The 18518-nt window shown below is 61.4% G+C and carries 14 protein-coding genes; 3 read left to right on the top strand and 11 right to left on the bottom strand.

Going from position 1 to position 18518, the window contains the following annotated elements; translation table 11 throughout:
* From UP06_RS05310 to UP06_RS05295, 4 genes are all read right to left on the bottom strand, one after another.
* Positions 1 to 2324 (bottom strand): adenylate/guanylate cyclase domain-containing protein (locus tag UP06_RS05310; RefSeq protein WP_045001035.1); only part of this gene is annotated, 2324 nt, incomplete at its 3' end.
* 230 nt (positions 2325 to 2554) lie between these two features.
* Complete coding sequence (locus tag UP06_RS05305; protein WP_045001033.1) at positions 2555 to 4654, bottom strand: AsmA family protein; 2100 nt, start codon at positions 4652 to 4654, stop codon at positions 2555 to 2557.
* Positions 4655 to 5067: 413 nt separating this feature from the next.
* Positions 5068 to 5487 carry a hypothetical protein gene (locus tag UP06_RS05300; RefSeq protein WP_045001031.1) on the bottom strand — a complete coding sequence of 140 codons (420 nt, stop codon included), beginning with the start codon at positions 5485 to 5487 and terminating at the stop codon, positions 5068 to 5070.
* 265 nt (positions 5488 to 5752) lie between these two features.
* Entirely contained in the window at positions 5753 to 7447 is a 1695-nt protein-coding gene (locus UP06_RS05295; RefSeq protein WP_156162772.1) for an ABC1 kinase family protein, read from the bottom strand.
* Between the two features lie 293 nt (positions 7448 to 7740).
* On the opposite strand from UP06_RS05295, the gene UP06_RS05290 reads away from it, so the two are divergent.
* Together UP06_RS05290 and UP06_RS05285 are read left to right on the top strand one after the other, a co-directional pair.
* Positions 7741 to 9384, top strand: coding sequence for an ABC1 kinase family protein (locus tag UP06_RS05290; protein ID WP_082081248.1), 1644 nt, complete (start codon positions 7741 to 7743; stop codon positions 9382 to 9384).
* 46 nt (positions 9385 to 9430) lie between these two features.
* Positions 9431 to 11071, top strand: coding sequence for a benzoate-CoA ligase family protein (locus UP06_RS05285; RefSeq protein ID WP_245305403.1), 1641 nt, complete (start codon positions 9431 to 9433; stop codon positions 11069 to 11071).
* A 103-nt stretch (positions 11072 to 11174) separates the two neighbouring features.
* Here the strand turns inward: UP06_RS05285 and UP06_RS05280 are convergent, their stop codons facing one another.
* Complete coding sequence (locus UP06_RS05280; RefSeq protein WP_045001026.1) at positions 11175 to 11918, bottom strand: thioesterase II family protein; 744 nt, start codon at positions 11916 to 11918, stop codon at positions 11175 to 11177.
* Between the two features lie 212 nt (positions 11919 to 12130).
* On the opposite strand from UP06_RS05280, the gene UP06_RS40610 reads away from it, so the two are divergent.
* Positions 12131 to 12289, top strand: a complete 159-nt coding sequence (locus tag UP06_RS40610; protein WP_156162771.1) for a hypothetical protein — start codon at positions 12131 to 12133, stop codon at positions 12287 to 12289.
* A gap of 234 nt (positions 12290 to 12523) precedes the next feature.
* On the opposite strand, the gene UP06_RS05275 is transcribed toward UP06_RS40610, so the two are convergent.
* From UP06_RS05275 to UP06_RS05250, 6 genes are read right to left on the bottom strand one after another with little or no spacing between them, the layout of a single operon-like run.
* Positions 12524 to 13150 carry an FMN-dependent NADH-azoreductase gene (locus UP06_RS05275; RefSeq protein ID WP_045001024.1) on the bottom strand — a complete coding sequence of 209 codons (627 nt, stop codon included), beginning with the start codon at positions 13148 to 13150 and terminating at the stop codon, positions 12524 to 12526.
* A 3-nt stretch (positions 13151 to 13153) separates the two neighbouring features.
* Positions 13154 to 14731 (bottom strand): isochorismatase family protein, encoded by a 1578-nt coding sequence (locus UP06_RS05270; protein ID WP_045001022.1) that lies wholly within the window; start codon positions 14729 to 14731, stop codon positions 13154 to 13156.
* A 21-nt stretch (positions 14732 to 14752) separates the two neighbouring features.
* Positions 14753 to 15601: an MBL fold metallo-hydrolase gene (locus UP06_RS05265; RefSeq protein WP_045001020.1), complete on the bottom strand. Its 849-nt coding sequence runs from the start codon at positions 15599 to 15601 to the stop codon at positions 14753 to 14755.
* 31 nt (positions 15602 to 15632) lie between these two features.
* Positions 15633 to 16517: an amidohydrolase family protein gene (locus UP06_RS05260; protein WP_045001018.1), complete on the bottom strand. Its 885-nt coding sequence runs from the start codon at positions 16515 to 16517 to the stop codon at positions 15633 to 15635.
* Positions 16514 to 17635, bottom strand: coding sequence for a vWA domain-containing protein (locus tag UP06_RS05255; RefSeq protein ID WP_045001017.1), 1122 nt, complete (start codon positions 17633 to 17635; stop codon positions 16514 to 16516). Before UP06_RS05255 ends, UP06_RS05260 begins: the two co-directional genes overlap by 4 nt.
* Positions 17632 to 18513: an AAA family ATPase gene (locus UP06_RS05250; protein ID WP_045001015.1), complete on the bottom strand. Its 882-nt coding sequence runs from the start codon at positions 18511 to 18513 to the stop codon at positions 17632 to 17634. The genes UP06_RS05255 and UP06_RS05250 overlap by 4 nt, the downstream gene beginning before the upstream one ends.
* Positions 18514 to 18518: the final 5 nt, after the last annotated feature.

Below are 18518 nucleotides of genomic sequence, written 5' to 3'. Positions count from 1 at the left end.
GCTTCGACCCATTGCTCGACGATGCCGTAGACGCGGCGGCTGACCACGATCTGGTCGGCCTTGGCCTCGCCGCAGAGGCGGGAGGCGAGGTTGGTGACGCTGCCGATCGCGGCATATTCCAGCCGCTGCTCGAAGCCGACCTGGCCGAGCGTGGCATAGCCGAGCGCAATGCCGATGCCGAAGCCGAGGCTATGCCCGCGGTTGCGCCAGCGCTCGGTCAGCGGCCCGATGGTGTCGCGCATCTCCACCGCCATCTTCACGGCGCGCCTGGTGTGGTCCTCGAACTGGATCGGCGCGTTGAACAGGATCATGACGCCGTCGCCGGCATATTTGTCGAGCGTGCCCTCATATTTGAAGATCAGCGTGCCGAGCGCGGCGTGATATTCCCGCAGCACGTTCATCGCCTCTTCCGGCTCGGTCGCTTCCGTGAACGCGGTGAAGCCGCGCAAATCGCAGAACACCACGGTCACCTCGCGGCGCTGGCTGGTGAGCAGCCCCTCGGGACTGTCGGAGGAGGCGATCAGCTGCGCCACCTGCGGCGCCAGGAAACGCTCGAGCTTGCGGATCCGCTCGATCTCGCTGAGCTGGGTCTCGACGCGCTCTTCGAGCGACTTGTTCCAGTCCTTGAGCTGCTCGGTCTGCTCGCGCAGCTTGTCGGCCTGGTCGCGCACGGTCTCGTGCGCGGTCTCCAGCGCATGGCTCTTGTGGTCAACTTCAGTGAACAGCCGCGCATTGCGCATCGCCAGCACCGCCTGGTTGGCGAAGGTCCGCATCAGGCCGATGAGGCTGCCTTCGAACGCGCCGCGGACGCGGCGCAGCACCACCAGCGAGCCGAGCGTGCCCTGCTGGTCCACCAGCGGCACCACCAGCACCGAATGGAAGCCGGCATCGACCGCGGCGTCGCGCAGCGGCTGCTCGGGCGCGTGGTCGAGATCGGCAAGCGCGATCGGCTCGCCGCTCCTGGCGGCATCGCTCAAAATGTTCTCGCCTTCCTCGATCGTGATGTGGGCGCCGTCGGCCGATTTGTCGATGCCGTTGGCCTCGACCAGGTCGAAGCGGCGCGCGTCCGCATCATAGCCGTAGATCAGCACCGCATCGGCATGGCTGATCTCCAGCGCGCGGGCGGCGATCGTCGGCAGCACGGCGTTGAGGTCGAGCGAGGCGGCGACCGCGCGGCCGACCTCTTCCAGCACCTTCAGCTCGTTGATCGACTGCGCGAGATCGCGGGTGCGCTCTTCGACCTTGGTCTCGAGGTCCGTATAGGTCTCCTGGAGCTGGCCGGCCATGCGGTTGAACTGGCCGGCGAGCTCTTCCAGCTCGTCGGAGGTGTGCACGTCGATGCGGTGGCTGAAGTCACCCTCGCCAAGCTTGTGTGCACCGTTGCGCAAGGCCGTGATCGGGATGATCATGCGGCGCGCCAGCAGCGTGCCGGCGAGGATCGCGACCAACAGCCCCATGCCGATCAGCAGCGCAATGCGCACGAGCTGGTCGCGGATCGGCGTCAGCGCCTGCGCGGTCGGCTGCTCGAACAGCACGTTCCAGCCGAGCTTCGGCACGGTGCTCGCGGCGGTCAGCACCGAATGGCCATTGAAGTCGGTGCCGAACGTATCGCCGTCGCGGCCGGGGGCGATGGCGGCTGCGACCTGCGGCAGCTTCGACAGATCCTTGCCGACATCGGGGCCCTTCGACGAGGTCGCGAGCACGCGGCCGCGAGCGTCGACCACATAGGCGAAGGCGGCCTTGCCGAGCTGGGCATCGGCGAGGTAGTCGGAGAGGAAAGAGAGATCGATCTCGGCCACGGTGACGCCGGCATTAAAGCCGGAATGCGCCACCGAGATCGATATCACCGGCTTCTGATCGACGAAAGAGGCCGGCGAATAGCTCACCCCGCGCGCGACCGTGTCGGTGAAGCGCATGTCGCGGGAGAGATCGGCATTGCTGCCGGTCGTGGTCGATTGGCGCGAGACGCGCAGCACCTCGCGGCCGTCGCCGTTGAGCTGGAACAGCTGGGAGACGACCGAGACCTGATGCAGCAGCTGGGCGTAGTCGGCGCGGCGCTTCTCGAGCGTGTCCTGGCTTGCCCGCGTCACCCAGCTGATCTGGCGTTCGAGCTCGGAGACCGACTGCTCCATGCGCCTTGCGGCGGCCTGCGCCTTGTCCCCGAGGGCGTCGGTCAGCGACGTCGTGGTGGCGCGGTAGGAGATCCAGGTCTCCATCGCGCCGTTGACGGCGAGCACGAACACGACGAGGCCGACGAGGGAGACGACGTATTTGGCGAACAGGCCCTCGCGCAGAAACCGAATCTTGCCTTTCGCTCCTGCCATCCGGATCCTCTCGCGCCGCGACGGACGCCGGCGCTATGGGCCGCACGGGCCCTTACGACCTTCTATCACAATTTGGGCCAGGGAACCGGCAAGGAGCCGACAAGGGACGGGCGGGGATGGCCGGCGGCGGCCCAAATGCCGCAGCCGTCCTTCTCATCCGTTCGGATGAAGAAGTGGAGGGGGTGCGGGTGTAAGGACCGCATTGGAGTCTGGAAGCGTTGGTCCGAACATCACCGATTGAAGAGCTGCCGCATCACGTCGTTCATCGGCTGGCTGTCCTGCTGCGCGACCGGCGGGTCTTGAGTCGGCTGGTCTTGAGTCGGCTGGGCTTGGGTCGACGGGGCTTGGGTCGGCGGCGCGGGCGAGGCCTGCGGTGCCGGCGTGGTCGGTGTTCCCGGCAGGCCGCGGCTGCGGATGCCGGTTCCAGGGGGGGTGGACAGAGGGCTGTTGGACAGTCCCTGCTGGATCATATTGCCGATGGCCTGGCCGAGTGGGCTGTCCGGCCCCGGCAGCTTCATCTGCGGGTTGGCGCTGCCTGCTGCGTTGCCGCCGCCCGGCGCGGCGCCGCCGAGCCCAAAATTACCACCAAGATTGCTCAACATGTTACCGAGCCCGGCGCCGTCAGGCCCGAACAGACCCTTGCCCATCTCGCGCAGCTTGGCATAGGCGGCATCCGGATTGTCCATCATGCCGCTCATGTCGGGATAGATCTGCGGCTGCGACCAGGAGCCCGAGATCATCACGGGAATGCCGAAGCCGACCGGTTCGGAGGTGCGGCCCTGGCCTTCGGTGGTCATGACCAGCTTCGGCTCGACGCGAAAGCCCAGCATCTTGGTGTCGAGTGCGATGGTGCCGGCGCCGGTGATGCGCACCAGCGGTCCGACCAGGTTGAAATCGGTCGTCACCGCCTGGCCCTTGTCGATGCGGAAGGAGGCGGAGAGTTGCGACAAATCGGTGCTCTGCTCGGTGCTCCCTGCCTCACTGTCCTGCCAGCCGGACAGCTTGCTGGTCGTCAGCGAGCGGATCATCTGTGCGACATTGATGCCGCGGATGGCGCCGTCCTGGAAAGTGACGAAGGCCGTGCCCTGCATGTTCGCCATCAGCGCGCGCTGGCTGGGGCCGGCGCTGCGCAAAGCGAGCTTGGCTTGCATCTTGCCGTCGACCCGGTCGAACTCGGCAAGGCCCTGCAGCAGCGGCAGCGCCCGCACGCCGACGATGTCGGAATGCATGGCAAAGCTCGGTGCGCCGGAGGTTGCATCGAGGATCATCTCGCCCGAGACCTGGCCGCCATAGGCGCCGAGATTGGCGGTGCCTGTCTTCAAGATGCCGCCGGCGAGTTTTGCATCGAGCGCCAGCGGCGCAAGGCGCGCCTGGCCGATGATGGCTTCGTTGGCCGAGATCCTGATTTGCGCATCGACATAGTTGAGCCCGGAGACATCGATCGGGGCATCGCTCCAGGGCTGCGCGGTCGCGCCCTCGGGCGATTTTGCCAGCGGAATCGTCAGCCGCTGGAAGTCGAGATCGACCTTCACCAAAGGCTTGCTGGCAATGTCGACCGAGGCCCAGCCGTTGAAGGCGCCATCGCCGAGCGTGCCGTTGACGCCGTTGATCATCACCATCGGCCCGTTGAGGCGCAGCTCGGCATGGCCTGCGAGCTGCGAGGACAGCACGTCCGGCATGTCGATGACGAAATCCACCGGCGTGGTCTGCCGCTCGACCGGCGGCGCCGGCGTGGTCGCCTTGATGTCGAACCTGGTCGGGTGCTCGCTGATGCGCGCCGTGCCGGTGACCTTGATCGTGCGGTCGCGGCCCATGATGGCGTCGGCGTTGATGGCCGTGATGCGGCTGTCGACGCGATCGCGCACGCGCGAGAATGCGACTTCGCCGTTGCTGATCTTGAAACGGTCGATGGTCGCACCATCCATGTCGGGCGCAAGCGCCGCTGGCGATGCATCGGCATTCGGCAGGCGATCGCGCAGCATCGGCAAATAGAGCACCGGATGGGTGACGACGATCTCGCTGATCTTCGGACGGCCCGACCATGCGCTGGACAACGACATGTCGACCTGCACGCGCTCGATGGTCAGGCGCGTGATGCCGCTGCGGTCCTTGGGGTTCTGGAGCGTGAGGTCGCTCAAGGCGACGTTCAGCGTCGGCCACAGGCTGATCTTCGTGGTGCCGTCGATCGACAGGCGATAGCCGCTCGCCTGCTCGACGCGCGAGGCAATCGTCGAGGTCAGGAAGCCCGAGGGGATCCCGACCACCAGCAGGAGCGCGATCACGATGATGACGGCGACCACCGCCGCCCCAGTGAATTTAACTGCTCTCATGTCGACGTCCCAACGACGGACAAGCGGCGTCGAAACCCGCCCGGTCACCCGTCCCTCGCGCGCGAGCTTATCCCGGGATGGGAAGCCGCTCCAAGCAGACAAAAATAGTCAGGGGGAGCTGTAAAGTTATGTGACTTATGACACACTTCCGCATGCAGTCAGGAAGGCGAGAGCGACATCAATAGGCCGCACCAAGCGGCGGTTCGCTCAGCGAGGATATCAGGACAGCATGAACCTGGTCGAACTCAGAGCCGATCACTCAAAACGATAAAAACAAGGATCGAGGCACGATTGGTTCGGTCACTCAAAAAAAGAGCCCGCCCAGACACCTGAACGAGCTGCTCATCGAATCCTTCACAGGTCAAACGACGACCGTTGTGTGCGGTGCTCGCACACAACGGTCGGCAATTATCTCAATCAATATCGTCAGGATGCACCCGGCGACGCCTGCGCAGCGGTTCGGTTCGACGAGACTCGACATTTCGCCCCTCGCGAAGCAAGTCGCCCAGCTTGCGAAGGGGTGTATCGACCATCCGGTTCGTAAAGCCGGCCATCATGCGGTCGGCGAAGCGCCGACCTTCGTCAAGATCGATGTCAAAAAGATCAATGTCCAACAAATCATCACGGTACTGGCGCTTGCGGCGTTGCCGCTCGGCATCAGCCCATGCCTGCTTTTCTTCTTCGTTCGGGCCTTCAAGCCATGCTTGCCGGCGCTTCTTCTCGCGCTCGGCCCAAGCTGCAATATCAGTCTCAGGAACCGACCACGGTTCGTGTTCGCTAAAGGTATCGGAAGCGCTGTCGGAACGCCGGGACTCCGTCGAAGCCTTGCTCATGAAACAATCTCCAATATGGATCAACAAAGGATAGCATGTCTTAAAGACTTGTCCATCCGCCCCCAGTCGAGCAGGCACGGATCGAAATTCGTGTTCGCACGTTGCTTGGGGCGTTTGTGTGGCTTTGGTCACATTCCCCGGAGTGCCCTGATCCGGCATGGAACGCTCCGTTTCTTGTGACAACGACCGCCTCATGGTTGTGGCGACTTCAGGAGCGCGCAATTCAAGCATCGACCGGAGGCTTGAGTGTGCTGACTGAAGAAAGCTACCGCACTCGCCCAAGGCTGCGCCGGCTCACCTCTTGCCCGATCACGCTAGATTGCTCGATAGCAGCAAGCTTGCGTCCCTGACGGAGAGCCAACAGCATAAAAATAAAAGCGCAGAAAAGTAGCGTTCCCGGAATGAAATATTGCCCGACCCCGAGTGCAGCATTCAGGCTCGCGAAAGCATCCTCTCGGAATCCGAGAGATGCGATTGTGCCGATCAAGGCTGTCCAAATGCCATACTGCAAGAGGCGAGTCTGCAACATTCGGAGCGATACTTCGATCGAGCGGCCGGATGTCAGCAGCTTACTTAGATTAGCTACGATCTCCTTCGCTTCTCCCCAAGTCTCGGTAACGCTTCCAATCAGTTCTCGTTGCCTGAATACCTCGCCAACGTCGATGCGAGCGGCGCGTACCATAAATTGCGCTTCGTCCGCCAATGGATCGCAGTTGGGCGAGAGCTCAAATACGATTGCGTCCCGCGTCAGCAAAGTCCGCAAGTACAGTGAAACCGTAGCGGGAATAGATAAGCCGTGCTGTCGTATGACAGACATCATCCGAACCACGATATTTCTGGCGGCCAGCCAAGTTACACTTCCGACGGGACTACGAAAACCGTCCAGATAGTCTTCAAATACGACGGACATATCCCGGCGAAATCCGGCGAGGTCCCTGTTCTGTGTGCCTTCGATCCACCGCAACAGCTCATCCATTGCGTCGTCAAATTGTTCACGAAGCACGTACTGCATGAAGAAACGAAATGAATCCTGATGCTCCTCTGTGAATCGTCCAACGACGGCAAAGTCGACATAGGCTATTCGATTGTCGGGCAGGATCAGGATGCCGGCAGGACTCAGGTCGGAATGGAAAAGCCCGTCCCGATAGATCTGGTTGAGCGTACTCCAGTAAATACGTCGGGCGATAAGACGCAGATCATAGTGCTGATCCTTGAGCTTATCGAGGTATTGCCGGTCGTTCTGTTGAATTGCGTTCAAGATTTGTCGCACGGGTATCCCGTCGACGAACTCCCAGGTCAAGATACGTTTGGCGGTGTATTCTTTTCTAACCGTGAAGCTGAGCTCGGCTTCATCGTCCTTGGATAACTCCGACATGACGGTCGCGTTGCGCGCAGCCTCCGCGAGATCGAGTTCCGAAAATAGAGCGCGCGCAAATTCATCGACATAGGCAGCAACTGAATTGGCCCCAAAAGCTCCTGCCCAATCCAGCGGCGCGGCAAGCCACTGCATCAAGCGAATATCCGTGATGTATTTTCTTCGTGTGACCGGATTCTGTATTTTCACCGCGAGCCGCACGCCACTGCGAGAAGTCGCCTGGTGAATCTGTCCGCTCGACGTGACGGCAAAGGGGATGCGCTCAAACGCGCTAAAAATCTCGTCGGGAGAACGACCGAGATCTTCAATGATGATTTGATGAATTGCCGAATAATCTTCCGCCGCCACTTCGTTGGTGACTTGTAAGAGTTCCAGGCAATAGTCCGCCGGCAACAGGTCAAAACGAAGAGCCAGAGCCTGACCGAGCTTCACGAAGGTGAAATCCAGTTTTTCAAACACTGCGCGCAGGGCGCGCGCCGATTTCCGTGGGCTCGACCGAAAGGTCAATGTCGCAGGCAATTGATACCGCGCCAGCAAAAGCATCAGTTGGAACAGGCGCGCTATCGTTCTGAAGAAATCGGGCATCTGCTCCACCGCGTGTTATCCGCGCAAGCGACCGTTGCGCCACTTGGAGGCGGATCATCGCCGCCGCAATCCTAGGTTCCGTTGCATGTGCGTGCAAGGTGATTGTGGGCGGCTCGCGTGAGACGTCCTCGGCTGAACTGTGATGCTCGCTGTCCCGATCGTCACTCAACTCGCTGCCCAGATTGCCTGTCGAGGCAAAGCCCAAGACTGTACAAATCCGGTCGCATCGTGCTAAAGATTGGCATTGGCATATATTGTTTGTCGTGATCTGACTCGTGATGAGTGATTAGCAATTGATCGATAGAATTGGCCACGTGTTTTTGGGCGCGCGCCGTCTTTGCCAAATCGTCTCGGCTGCCTTCCGTTTCTATATCCGCCCCAAATTTTGGCCAGGAAAAGTAGTAGTTCCGCCCGAAGTGCGCCTGCGCCTTCTCTTGGAGGACTTAGGTGGCGCCTGGATAAAGATCGGGCAGGCACTCGCGTTGCGGTTCGATTTGCTGCCGAATGAATATTGCACCGAACTGTTGAAGCTTCTCAACCGGACCCCGACCGTTCCATACGAAGCGATCCGCCAGGTGATCTTGCGCGAGCTTGGTTCGTTTCCTGAGCAGATATTTGCGTCGTTCGATCCCATTCCGCACGCGACCGCTTCGATCGCCCAGGTCCACATCGCGATCGCGCACGATGGCGAAAAGCTCGCAATCAAGGTGCAAAGGCCTCGCGTCGAGCAACAATTTGAAGCCGACTTTCGCATCCTCCGGATGATATCTTACCTGGTCGGCCTCATGGATTCATTAGGAGGAACCGCGCTTCGTTCCTTCTCGGAAGAATTCGAGAAGTGGAGCCGAGAGGAATTGGATTTTACGACTGAGGCGAGAAATTCCTTTCGAATACAGGCCCGATCTGAGCACGATCCAATCCAGGTCTGTGCTGAGGTTCGTTTTGAGTTTTGCTCACGGCGCGTTCTGGCTACCAAGCTGCTGAAGGGCATCTCGTTGTTGGAGGTTAGCAACGCGGCGCGATCGAAGAATCCTGAAGCTTTGCGTGATCTGAATTTGGAGCCCGACGACCTCAAGAGGATCGCGCGAAATTACTTCTGGTCGATCTACAACCAAATCTTCCGTGATGGCATCTTTCACGCAGATCCCCATCCGGCCAATGTTTTCGTGCTCCGGGGAAATAGGATCGGATTTGTAGATTTCGGTGCGACCGGTCGACTGTCCAAGGAGTTCCGATCCGCACTCTCCAAGGTCTTTATTAATCTGTATCGAAGGAATATCGAGCAGGCCGTAGTAGAAAATTTCAAACTGCTCGTTCCATCGGAGGATACCGATCTGCGTCAAGCGCGGGAAGAGTTTTTCATCGCGTACCAAATGTATCGACTTGCCCTGGATATTGCGGGGGCGGATGTGCGGCAGCTGACCACCGAATTGTTGACGGGCACCATGACGATTGCGCGGCGTCACAGGATCCTCATGCCGCAGGAGCTGAGCATCTACTACAAGACCATCATGACCGTCGACGCGGTCGTCTCTGATCTGGCGCCCGATTACGATTGGCTTTCCGATTTGCCGGAATTCTTTACGCAAGGTCTTGTTTCCGATGTAAGGGAAGGGATCTATCGCTGGCCAGAAATCGTGCTGGCGTCCAAGTATCGTACGGGCCGTATGTTGACGGATGCCGCCAGCCTCACGGCATCGTTTCGGTTCTTCAATCCCGCTTTGAAGAGCATGCAAACGAGGGCTGTGCTTTACGGAATCTGGGCCATTGCCTTTTGTGTGGCGGCTTATCTGGCTGCGAAGGGTGACATGTCGCTCTTGAACGACATCGTGGGCGTGAGCAGTCGCTGGATCGTTTTCGGCTTCATGGCGGCTGCAATCGTTTCTATGCTTTTGATGCAGCGGCAAATCCGGGACATTCGGAAAGTCAAAACGTGATCTGACGCACGGAACTTTTAGTCCGCGCTGTGTTCGAGTGAGGTCCATGGTGAAGAGCATGAATACTCGAGTTCTGAACACTCCCGATCTGGACATCGACGGCAGCGCGGATGTGGCTATCCCGCGTCTTTACAACTTCGCTGAAGATGTCCTTGCGCGAAACCTGAACGCGGGGCGGGGCGGCAAGACCGCCTATATCGACCAGCGTGGGACCTGGAGCTATGGCCAGCTTGCTGAGCGGGTCGCCCGATTTGGCAATCTGCTGCGCGGTCTTGGCATTCAGCGCGAGCAGCGCATTTTGATTTGCCTCCCCGACACGATCGACTGGCCGACGTCTTTTCTTGGCGCCGTCAAGGCGGGTGTCGTTGTGATTCCAGTCAACACGCTGCTGGGTGAGGCTGAATACCGTACGATACTGGCGGATAGTCGCGCCCGCCTGCTGATCGTGTCAGAGGAGCTATACCCGCTGTTTGCGAATCTGATCGACGCGGCTCCGGACCTCGAGCACATTCTCGTGTCGGGCAGCCAGGGTTTTGGGCACGCACTCTTCGAGGATGCCCTGCAGGCGGCCGTTGCAACCGATTATGCCGCGCCGACCGTCAACGACGAGGTGTGCTTCTGGCTTTACACGTCGGGCTCGACCGGAACGCCGAAGGCTGCGGTGCATGTGCATGCCACCCTGGGATATACCGCCTCTTGCTACGGCGCCCACGTACTCCGCCTCACTGCGGACGACGTCGTTTATTCGGTGTCGAAACTGTCCTTCGCCTATGGTCTTGGCAATTCGATGGTTCATCCGCTTTCGGTCGGTGCGACGACGGTGCTGGCATCGGAGCGCCCGACTCCCAACTCGGTCGCGGACCTGATGCGAATGCGGGGCATTACCGTGTTCTTTGCGGTGCCGACTTTCTATACGGCGTTTCTCGCGGCGGATCCGGTGGAGCGCGAAGCACTGAGACTTCGATGTTGTCTTTCCGCCGGCGAGGCGCTTCCGGTCAGTATCGGGCAGACCTGGAGCGAACGCTTTGACGTCGATATACTTGACGGCCTTGGGTCTACCGAAATGATCAGCACATTCCTGTGCAACCGCATGGGAGAGGTGCGTTACGGCACCAGCGGCAAGCCCGTGCCGGGTTTTGAGATCCGTCTCGTTGACGAGGCTGGCGCCGTTGTCGCGCAAGGCGAGATGGGCGAGCTGCAGGTTCGGGGGCCGACCACCGCGATCATGTATTGGAACGATCGTGAGCGATCCCGCTCGACGTTTTTAGGCGAATGGCTTCGTTCGGGCGACAAATACATCCAGGACAAGGACGGCTACTATTCGCATTGCGGGCGTCGTGACGACATGATGAAGGTCGGCGGAATTTATGTGTCGCCAATCGAGGTCGAAGGTGCGCTGCTAAGTCATCCTGACGTGCTCGAAGCGGCCGTCGCAGGCTGGCCCGATGAGGATGGCCTGATCAGGCCCAAGGCATTCGTAATTCTGAAGCCGTCCGGCAAGCCGAACGAAGCAATGGCGCTTGCGCTCCGTGAGCATTGCCGCAAGCAGCTCGCGACTTTCAAATACCCCCGCTGGATCGAGTTCCGCACAGAATTGCCGAAGACTGCGACGGGCAAGACTCGGCGTTTCAAATTGCGTGCGGAGGCGGCTCAATACGACCGCACGGGCTCGGGCGCGGCGGAATAGAAGCAACGCTCTCGATCGTCTCTAAGCAACAAAGGCGGCGCTTCTTAAGCGAGGCTGGCGATGCGAACAGGATATGCCTGAAGCGTCGTCTGGCACAGGTCCGTTATTGCAGAGCTTTCAAGATCGTCGCACGCACGCGGTCGACTGCGTTATTGATGAAGAAGTGATTTCCTGCGACAGTTTCGGTAGCAAACGACCCACTCGTTTCTTTTTCCCAGCCAGCCATTGCAGATGGCGTGCATACAGGGTCGTGGTCTCCGGCCATTGCGTAAATGGGACAAGCAAGTGCCGGTGCAGGCAAGTACTGGTACGTTTCGTACATTTTCATGTCGGCCTTGAGTATGGGCAACAGCATCTCCATCAGGTCTGTTTCAGCAAGAACAGCCGGAGAGATACCGCCAGGATACCGACCGATTTGCTTCTTGATAAATTCGGCATCAGGAAGGGTGTGCAAGTGCGGGCGGCCCGGCTTCTCCGCCGGTGCTTCAGTTGCTGCTACTATCAAGGCTCGCGGTTGCTGCAGCCTTGGATCTTGCGCCAGGATACGCGCCGTTTCGAAAGCAATAAGCCCTCCAAGGCTATAGCCGAACAGGACGTAAGGCATCGGCGACAGGCGTGTTATTTCGTCGGCCAAATTCCGGGATGCTTCACTAACCTTGGTCAACAGGGGTTCCCGTCTACGATCCCAGCGTCCCGGTAACTGGACCGCGCCAACCTCGATGTTTTCGGGCATACTGCGTGCCAGCATGTGGTAAACTTGTGCACTCCCTCCGGCATAGGGGACACATAAAACACGCGCCTGCGCGTCGTGGCGTTTCGAACGAAATTCTATCCAGGGACTAAGCATTGCAATATTGAGAGAGGAGATATGAGCCTACAATTTAGACCCCTCAGACGCACATTGGTCAACCGCAACCTGCGGGACGAGGGCCGCTTATAGTGACAGCCGATTCTTGAGCTGATGGTTACGTCGGCGAATGGCAGGATTAGTTCCCGGCATGGCTCTAAGGCCACCGCCGAATAGTCGTAGGACAAATTTATCGCCTCGGAGAGACGCACATGGATTCTCATTCAACGGACGAAGAAGTTCGCACACTTCGGCGGCTGCTCGCAATGCGTGAGGCTCAACTTGCTGAAGCAATGAATGAAATTGAGCAGCTTAAGAGCCGCTTCGTCTCTAAAGCGAATGAACAGAATGCGTCAACCTGCTCTGGCTAGCTCCGCACCAATTGCCGCTCAAAGGAAAGCCAGTACGTCTTCGATAAGCTTTTGGTAGCAACCGGCGTAAGCAGACTGACTGACCGCGCCGCGGCGTCAGACTGGAGCGAGAGTTCAATTTTTTCAGTTAGTTAGATGGCGTCGTGTGCACAACGTGTGCATCGGGAGATCAAGAAAAATCTCACGCGGGCCAACTTGAGCAGATCGTGACGGCCAAGGCGCGGGTTCAATCAATTAAAACCGTGTAGCGATCTCCCCCAGTCGTCGATACGCCGTCTCGCGAGCGGCAAGGATCGTGTCCATCGGGCCGGTGGTCGGCCCGATCGGCACGAAGCGCACGTCGCTGACGCCGATGAAGCGGAGCGCCTCGCGCAAATAGGGCGTTGCCATGTCGATGCGGCCACGGTTCATGCCGGTGGCGAAGTCGCTGCCGGAGGCGAGGATCACGATGGTCGGGCGGTTCTTCAGCAGCGGAAGATATCCCTGCACCGGATCGAAGCGGAACGTCAGCCCGGGCTGGATGACGATGTCGAACCATTGCTTCAGCTTGTAGGGGATGCCGAAATTCCACATCGGCGTCGAGATCAGCACGCGATCGGCCAGCGAGAAGCGCAACGCCATCCGTTCGGCCTCGGCGAAGCTGTCGCGCTGCGCGTCGTTGAAAGCCTGCGCCTTCATCCGCGCATATTTGGCCTCGACGATTGGACCTGCGAAATCCGGCATGCGCTCGCGCCAGAGATCGACAACGTCGATGTCCCAATCCGGTCGCGCCTGACGAAAGCCGTCAAGGAAGACGCGCGCGCCGGCGCTTGACTCGGAGTCGGGGCGGGGTGAGCAAGACAGATGCAGGAGCTTCGCCACTATTCATCCCAACGCCTTGATGACGGTATTCGACCGCGTGACGACGGCGACGTTCTGCATGGCAAAATTGATTGAGGCCGTGTGCCAGTCGGCATTCATGGTCGAGCAGCAATCCTCAGGGACGATCATGAAATAGCCCTTATCAGCGCCAGTCCGCGCAGTGTGCTCGACCGACATGTTTGTCCAGGCGCCGGTGTTGATGATCATGTTGCGCCCGGTGGCTTTGAGGATCGTCTCGAGCCGAGTGCCTTCCCAGGCGCTCATCCGCATCTTCTCGACGACGAAATCGCCGGGCCGCGGCTCGAGGCCCGAAACCGGTGCCGCGCCCCAGCTGCCGCGCACCATCGCCTTGCTGTCGACAAGACCCTCGAACAGCGGCGCATTCAGCGTCACGCCGGGCGCGCCGGGCTCGACCACGAACCAGACATGGATGATGGCCACGCCGCGCGCACGCGCAGCTTCCGCCAGGCGACGGACGTTCTCGACGACATGCTGCTGCTTCGCGTGCTCCGGCGCTCCTGACTCGGCGAACGCTCCGCCATCCATGATAACATCGTTCTGAAGATCCTGGATGATCATGGCGCAGCGGCCCGGATCGAGCCGCATCTCGCCGTCGGCGAGGATGGGGGCTGCGGCCGCGGGGCCGGCGCTCGTGGCGCCGCCGCCGCTGCGCCTGCCACTCATATAGGGCTCATGGCGTGGCCCGACCCTGGTCGGGATGGCGTAGACCGAATGCGTCGAGGTCAGGTACAGCGTGCGGAAATCCGGCCCGCCCCAGGCGAGGTTGGCGACGAGTTCGGGCACGCGAACTTTTCCGAGCAACTCGGCGCGGGCGGAATAGACCCAGACTCCGCCAGGCGCGGTGACCCAGACATTGCCATGCTGGTCGCACTTCATGCCGTCCGGTACGCCCGGCTCAAGCTCGGAGCGGATGCCGCTTGCAAATACGCGCGCGTTCGACAGCGAGCCGTCGGCATTGACGTCGAACACGCGGATCAGCGCTTGCACGGTGTCGTTGACATAGAGCAGCTTCTCGTCCGGCGAGAAGCACAGCCCATTCGGCTGGTCGAACAAATTGCGCTCCACCATGAGCTTCGGCTCGCTGCCGGGCACGACGCGGTAGATGCCCTGGAAGCCGAGCTGGCGCGGCCGCTCGACGCCATAGACCGGCATGCGGCCATACCAGGGATCCGAGAAATAGATCGCACCTGACGAGTGCACGCAGACGTCGTTCGGGCTGTTGAGCTCCTGGCCGCCGAAGTGCGAGGCCAGCACCTCGCGTCGCCCGTCGGGCCGCTCGCGGATCAGCGACGAGGTCGCGTGCTCGCAGACGATCAGATTGAGCTCGGCGTCGTAGGTCATGCCGTTGCATTTGTTCGACGGGCGCTTGACCTCGGCGACGCCGCGCCTCGCGTCCCAGCGCCGGCGTACATCGCCCGGCATGTCCGAGAACAGCAGGTAGTGATCGACCGGATGCCAGATCGGTCCCTCCGTGAAATCAAAACCCGTGCCGACCTGCGCGACCGGCGCATAGGGGTCGATCAGGGTCTCGAATTCGGAGCGCAGGGTGACATGCGTCATCGGTTGATCCTTGAGGAAACGTCAGGCCGGGAACCAGTTGCGTTCGGGCAGAGACTGCACGATCGGTCCGGGGACCTGATCGTGCAGGCGTCCGACGACCATGCCGCCCTCGATTTTGGCCGGCCTGTCGTGCACCGGCAGCAGATAATGCGAATTGCTGAGCAGCTTCTTGATTGAGGCCTTCTCCGCGCGCTTGGAGGTGCCGTGGTTGCCGGTGGTACGTGGCTCCCAGTCGTGGATCTCGTTGAAGGGTGTCACAATCTGGTCGTTGAAATCGTAGATCACGTCGCCGCAGATGGTGGCGATGCCGTCGGCGGTCTCGACGATGATGTTCATCGAGCCCTCTGTGTGGGCATTGGCGGCATCGCAATAGACGCCGGGCATCAGCTCGATCGGGCCTGTGATTTCGAGATCGAGGAATCTCAGTGCACTCTTGGTGTGCAGCCGGTCGATCAGATGCTTGATGTCGGGTGCCGGATATTGCGGATGCATCAGGCCGGAGACGGAATATTCGAGTTCTTTCCGGTTGAGGACAACGGTCGTATTCATCGGGAACAAATCGTCCTTGCCGGCGTGGTCGATGTGCAGATGGGTGTGACAGACGAAGCGGACGTCGCCCATGCGCACGCCGTGGCGCGCCAGCTGGTTTTCGATCATGTGTTCGTGGTACTGCAACCCGCGCATGCCCAGCGTCTCCATGATCTGGTTGGAGCGATAGCCGGTGTCGACGACGACCGGATATTTGCCGCCGAGGATCAGAAAGCCGAGCGTGAGGACGCGGCGGGTGCGGCCGCAATCGCGACCGAGGACCAGAAAGCTCGATTCCAGCTCAATATCGCCGTAGTCCAGGATCTTGATCTCCAGCGCCATTCGCTCCCCTCCCTATTCTGTTTCTTGTCGGTTAAAGCCGGTAGATGCGCGTTGCTGTGTCCTTGAAGATCGCATCTCGTTGCGCCGCGCTCAGCGTCGCTGTCGCCGCGCGAAACGCGTCGACGAGCTCTCGATAGCTGGTCCACAATTTCTCGATTGGGAAATTGGAGCCGAACAAGCAGCGCTCGGCGCCGAAGATCGCAACCGTGTCTGCAACCACTGCCGCGATATGCGCGGGATCGTTGCGATGGACGAAGGTGCCGAGGCCCGAGAGCTTTGAGACCACGTTCGGGCAGGCCGCGAGCCGGGCCATCCCGGCGCGCCAGGCCGCGCGTCCCGCTGGCCGGGGATCCTCGAGCATGCCGGCATGCTGGAGGATGAAGGTCACCTTGGGGCAGGATTCGACGAGCTGCGCTGCATCCGGCATCTGTGGCGTGAAGACCTGGAGATCGAAGCTCCAGCCGTAGTCGGCGAGACGGGCGACGTTGCGACGGACCATGGGATCGATGCAGAGATCGGGCGTTGCCGCGAAGCGATAGAGCGGGTTCTCGTGCCAGTGCAGTTGCATTCGTACCCCGCGCACCAGGGAATAGCGCTTCAGCCGGTCGAGTTGCGGGCGTACGTCGTCCACGGCGAAATTGGCATAACCGACGATCGCGTGCGGCCAGCCGTGTTCGTCGGCGGTCTGCTGCACCCAAGCTGCTTCGTCCTCAAAACGGTCGTTGGCCCAGTTGGTCTGGACATAGACGGAGCGGGTGACGCCGCTGTCTTTGAGGTCGTCGAGATATTCCTGGATCGGATAGTCGCGCCGGATCGGTTCGTACGGCCCAAAGATGCGCGGCTGCATCGGGCCGGTCAGCCAGGGCAAGTCGACCTGCCGCCAGATATGATGATGCCCGTCCACAATCTCGGTCACGCAACTCTCCTCCGTCCCAGTGCCAGTACATGCGCGACGATCGACGCGCTCGATCCGCCGTCGACGAGATCGTCGACGAAGCGCTCGATAGCGATGAGCGCTTCAGTCTGAGGGCGAAAGCCCGGGCCCGTCGCGAGCGGCGTCAGCCAGCTCACGCGCCAGGCGCGCCGCGACAATTTAGCGACCGCGTCGCGCAGCGCGTCGGGCTCACCGCGCTCCAGCCCGTCCGAGACGACGATCACGACCGCCCCGCGCGCATAACCACCGAAGCGGGGGACCGCGAGGAAGGCCTGCAGCGCATCTCCGATGCGGGTGCCGCCGTCCCAATCGCTCACGAGATGGGCAGCCGCATTAAGCGCCTGCTCGCGCCGCTTCAGCCGCAGCGCCCGGGTGACGCGGGTCAGCCGCGTACCGAAGGTGAAGACCTCGACATTGGGCGCGGCCTGCACCAGCGCGTGTGCGAGCTTCATGTTCTCCTCGGTGCGGCTCTTCATCGAACCGGAGACGTCGATCAACAGCAGGAATTTTCGCGGGCGCTGGCGCCGCTTCATGTGACCGAGGCGAAGAATCTCGCCGTCGCTGCGGACGCTGTCGCGCAAGGTGCGGCGGAGGTCGGCGAAGGGACCGCGGCGGGCGCGCATCCGGCGATGGCCGCGCCGTCGCGGCAGGCGCCGCGGGGCCTCCCGCGCCAGCCGACGGAGCGCTTCGGTCGTGGAGAGCTGCGCAAAGCGGCGCTCGACCAGCGCCTCGGTGCGGGTCGCCGTAAGCCCCGATTCATTCGCCTCGTCGGAAAGCAACGGCTCGTCGTCGCCGCGGCCTTCCTCCTGAAGCCGGACGGTCTCGTCGTCTTCGCCGTCGTCGGCGTGCTCGATGGCCTCGCTGCCGCGGAAATGAAGATCGAACAGTCGGTCGAAGGTCACGCGGCGCTCAGGCGGTGGGGCGAGGGTGGCCAGCGCCGCCTGCCTGATATCCCGGAGGTCACGCGGGCCGAGCAGCTCGATCGCAGTGAGGAATGAGGTCGTCTGCTCCGGAGCGACGGCAAAGCTGTTGGCGCGCAGCAATGCGACGAAGGAGACGAAGATGCGGGCGGCCTGTGGCAGTTGGAGGTCGGCGCTCATGCGGTCGCCTCCGCGAGCAGGGCGTCGAGCCGGGGCGAGATGAAGTGTAAATCTTCCTCGTCTTTCAGCGCCAAGCCAATCGAGCGCTTGAAAGCGTCGGGCCAACGCGCGCCGCCCTTATTCAGCAGCGTTGCGGCCTCGGCCCAGTCGACAGCCTCGGCGACGCCAGGCGCCTTGCTGAGCGGTTCACGCCGGAGCTTGCCGACGGCGGCGACGACGGCGCGGGCGGTGGCTTCGGCGACGCTGGAGGCGCGCAGCATAACGATCCGAGCCTCGCGCTCTTCCGTGGGATAATCGATCCAGTGATAGACGCAGCGGCGGCGCAGGGCCTCGTGCAAGTCGCGCGTGCGGTTTGAAGTGAGTACGACGACGGGGCGCTCGGCGGCGCGTACGGTTCCCCGCTCGGGGATCGAGATCTGGAAGTCGGAGAGGAATTCGAGCAGGAAGGCCTCGAATTCCTGGTCGGCGCGGTCGATTTCGTCGATCAGGAGCACGGTCGAGTCCGGGGCGCGGAGGGCGGCGAGCATCGGCCGCTCGATTAAAAAGGTCTCGCCGTAGATGTCGATGCTTTCGTCGCCGGCCTGGCGGATCGCGAGCATCTGACGAGGATAGTTCCATTCGTAGAGCGCCGCAGAAGCGTCGATACCCTCGTAGCATTGCAGGCGGATCAGGCGGCGGCCGAGCACGGCGGCGATGGCTTTTGCGGCCTCCGTCTTGCCGACACCCGGCGCGCCCTCCAGCAGCAACGGCTTGCCGAGCGCGAGGCCGAGATAGGCGGCAGTCGCAAGGCCCTCGTCGGCGAGGTAATAGGCCGCGCGTAGCGCCTTCTCCAGCGCCTCCGGGCTGTCGATACCGACGATGTTGCTGCGGACCGCCATGGACG

This window comes from Bradyrhizobium sp. LTSP857, assembly GCF_000938285.1.
In the GTDB taxonomy this organism is placed as follows: domain Bacteria; phylum Pseudomonadota; class Alphaproteobacteria; order Rhizobiales; family Xanthobacteraceae; genus Bradyrhizobium.
Note: the sequence above shows the minus strand (reverse complement) of the source record. Positions and strands in the feature narration are given on the sequence as shown.

Excerpts from the sequence above, each read along its gene's own strand:
- UP06_RS05300 (WP_045001031.1), bottom strand. The coding sequence starts at position 5,487 with ATGAGCAAGGCTTCGACGGAGTCCCGGCGTTCCGACAGCGCTTCCGAT.
- UP06_RS05255 (WP_045001017.1), bottom strand. The coding sequence starts at position 17,635 with ATGAGCGCCGACCTCCAACTGCCACAGGCCGCCCGCATCTTCGTCTCC.
- UP06_RS05295 (WP_156162772.1), bottom strand. The coding sequence starts at position 7,447 with ATGCCCGATTTCTTCAGAACGATAGCGCGCCTGTTCCAACTGATGCTT.
- UP06_RS05305 (WP_045001033.1), bottom strand. The coding sequence starts at position 4,654 with ATGAGAGCAGTTAAATTCACTGGGGCGGCGGTGGTCGCCGTCATCATC.
- UP06_RS05270 (WP_045001022.1), bottom strand. The coding sequence starts at position 14,731 with ATGACGCATGTCACCCTGCGCTCCGAATTCGAGACCCTGATCGACCCC.
- UP06_RS05280 (WP_045001026.1), bottom strand. The coding sequence starts at position 11,918 with ATGCTTAGTCCCTGGATAGAATTTCGTTCGAAACGCCACGACGCGCAG.
- UP06_RS05285 (WP_245305403.1), top strand. The coding sequence starts at position 9,431 with ATGGTGAAGAGCATGAATACTCGAGTTCTGAACACTCCCGATCTGGAC.
- UP06_RS40610 (WP_156162771.1), top strand. The coding sequence starts at position 12,131 with ATGGATTCTCATTCAACGGACGAAGAAGTTCGCACACTTCGGCGGCTG.
- UP06_RS05265 (WP_045001020.1), bottom strand. The coding sequence starts at position 15,601 with ATGGCGCTGGAGATCAAGATCCTGGACTACGGCGATATTGAGCTGGAA.
- UP06_RS05250 (WP_045001015.1), bottom strand. The coding sequence starts at position 18,513 with ATGGCGGTCCGCAGCAACATCGTCGGTATCGACAGCCCGGAGGCGCTG.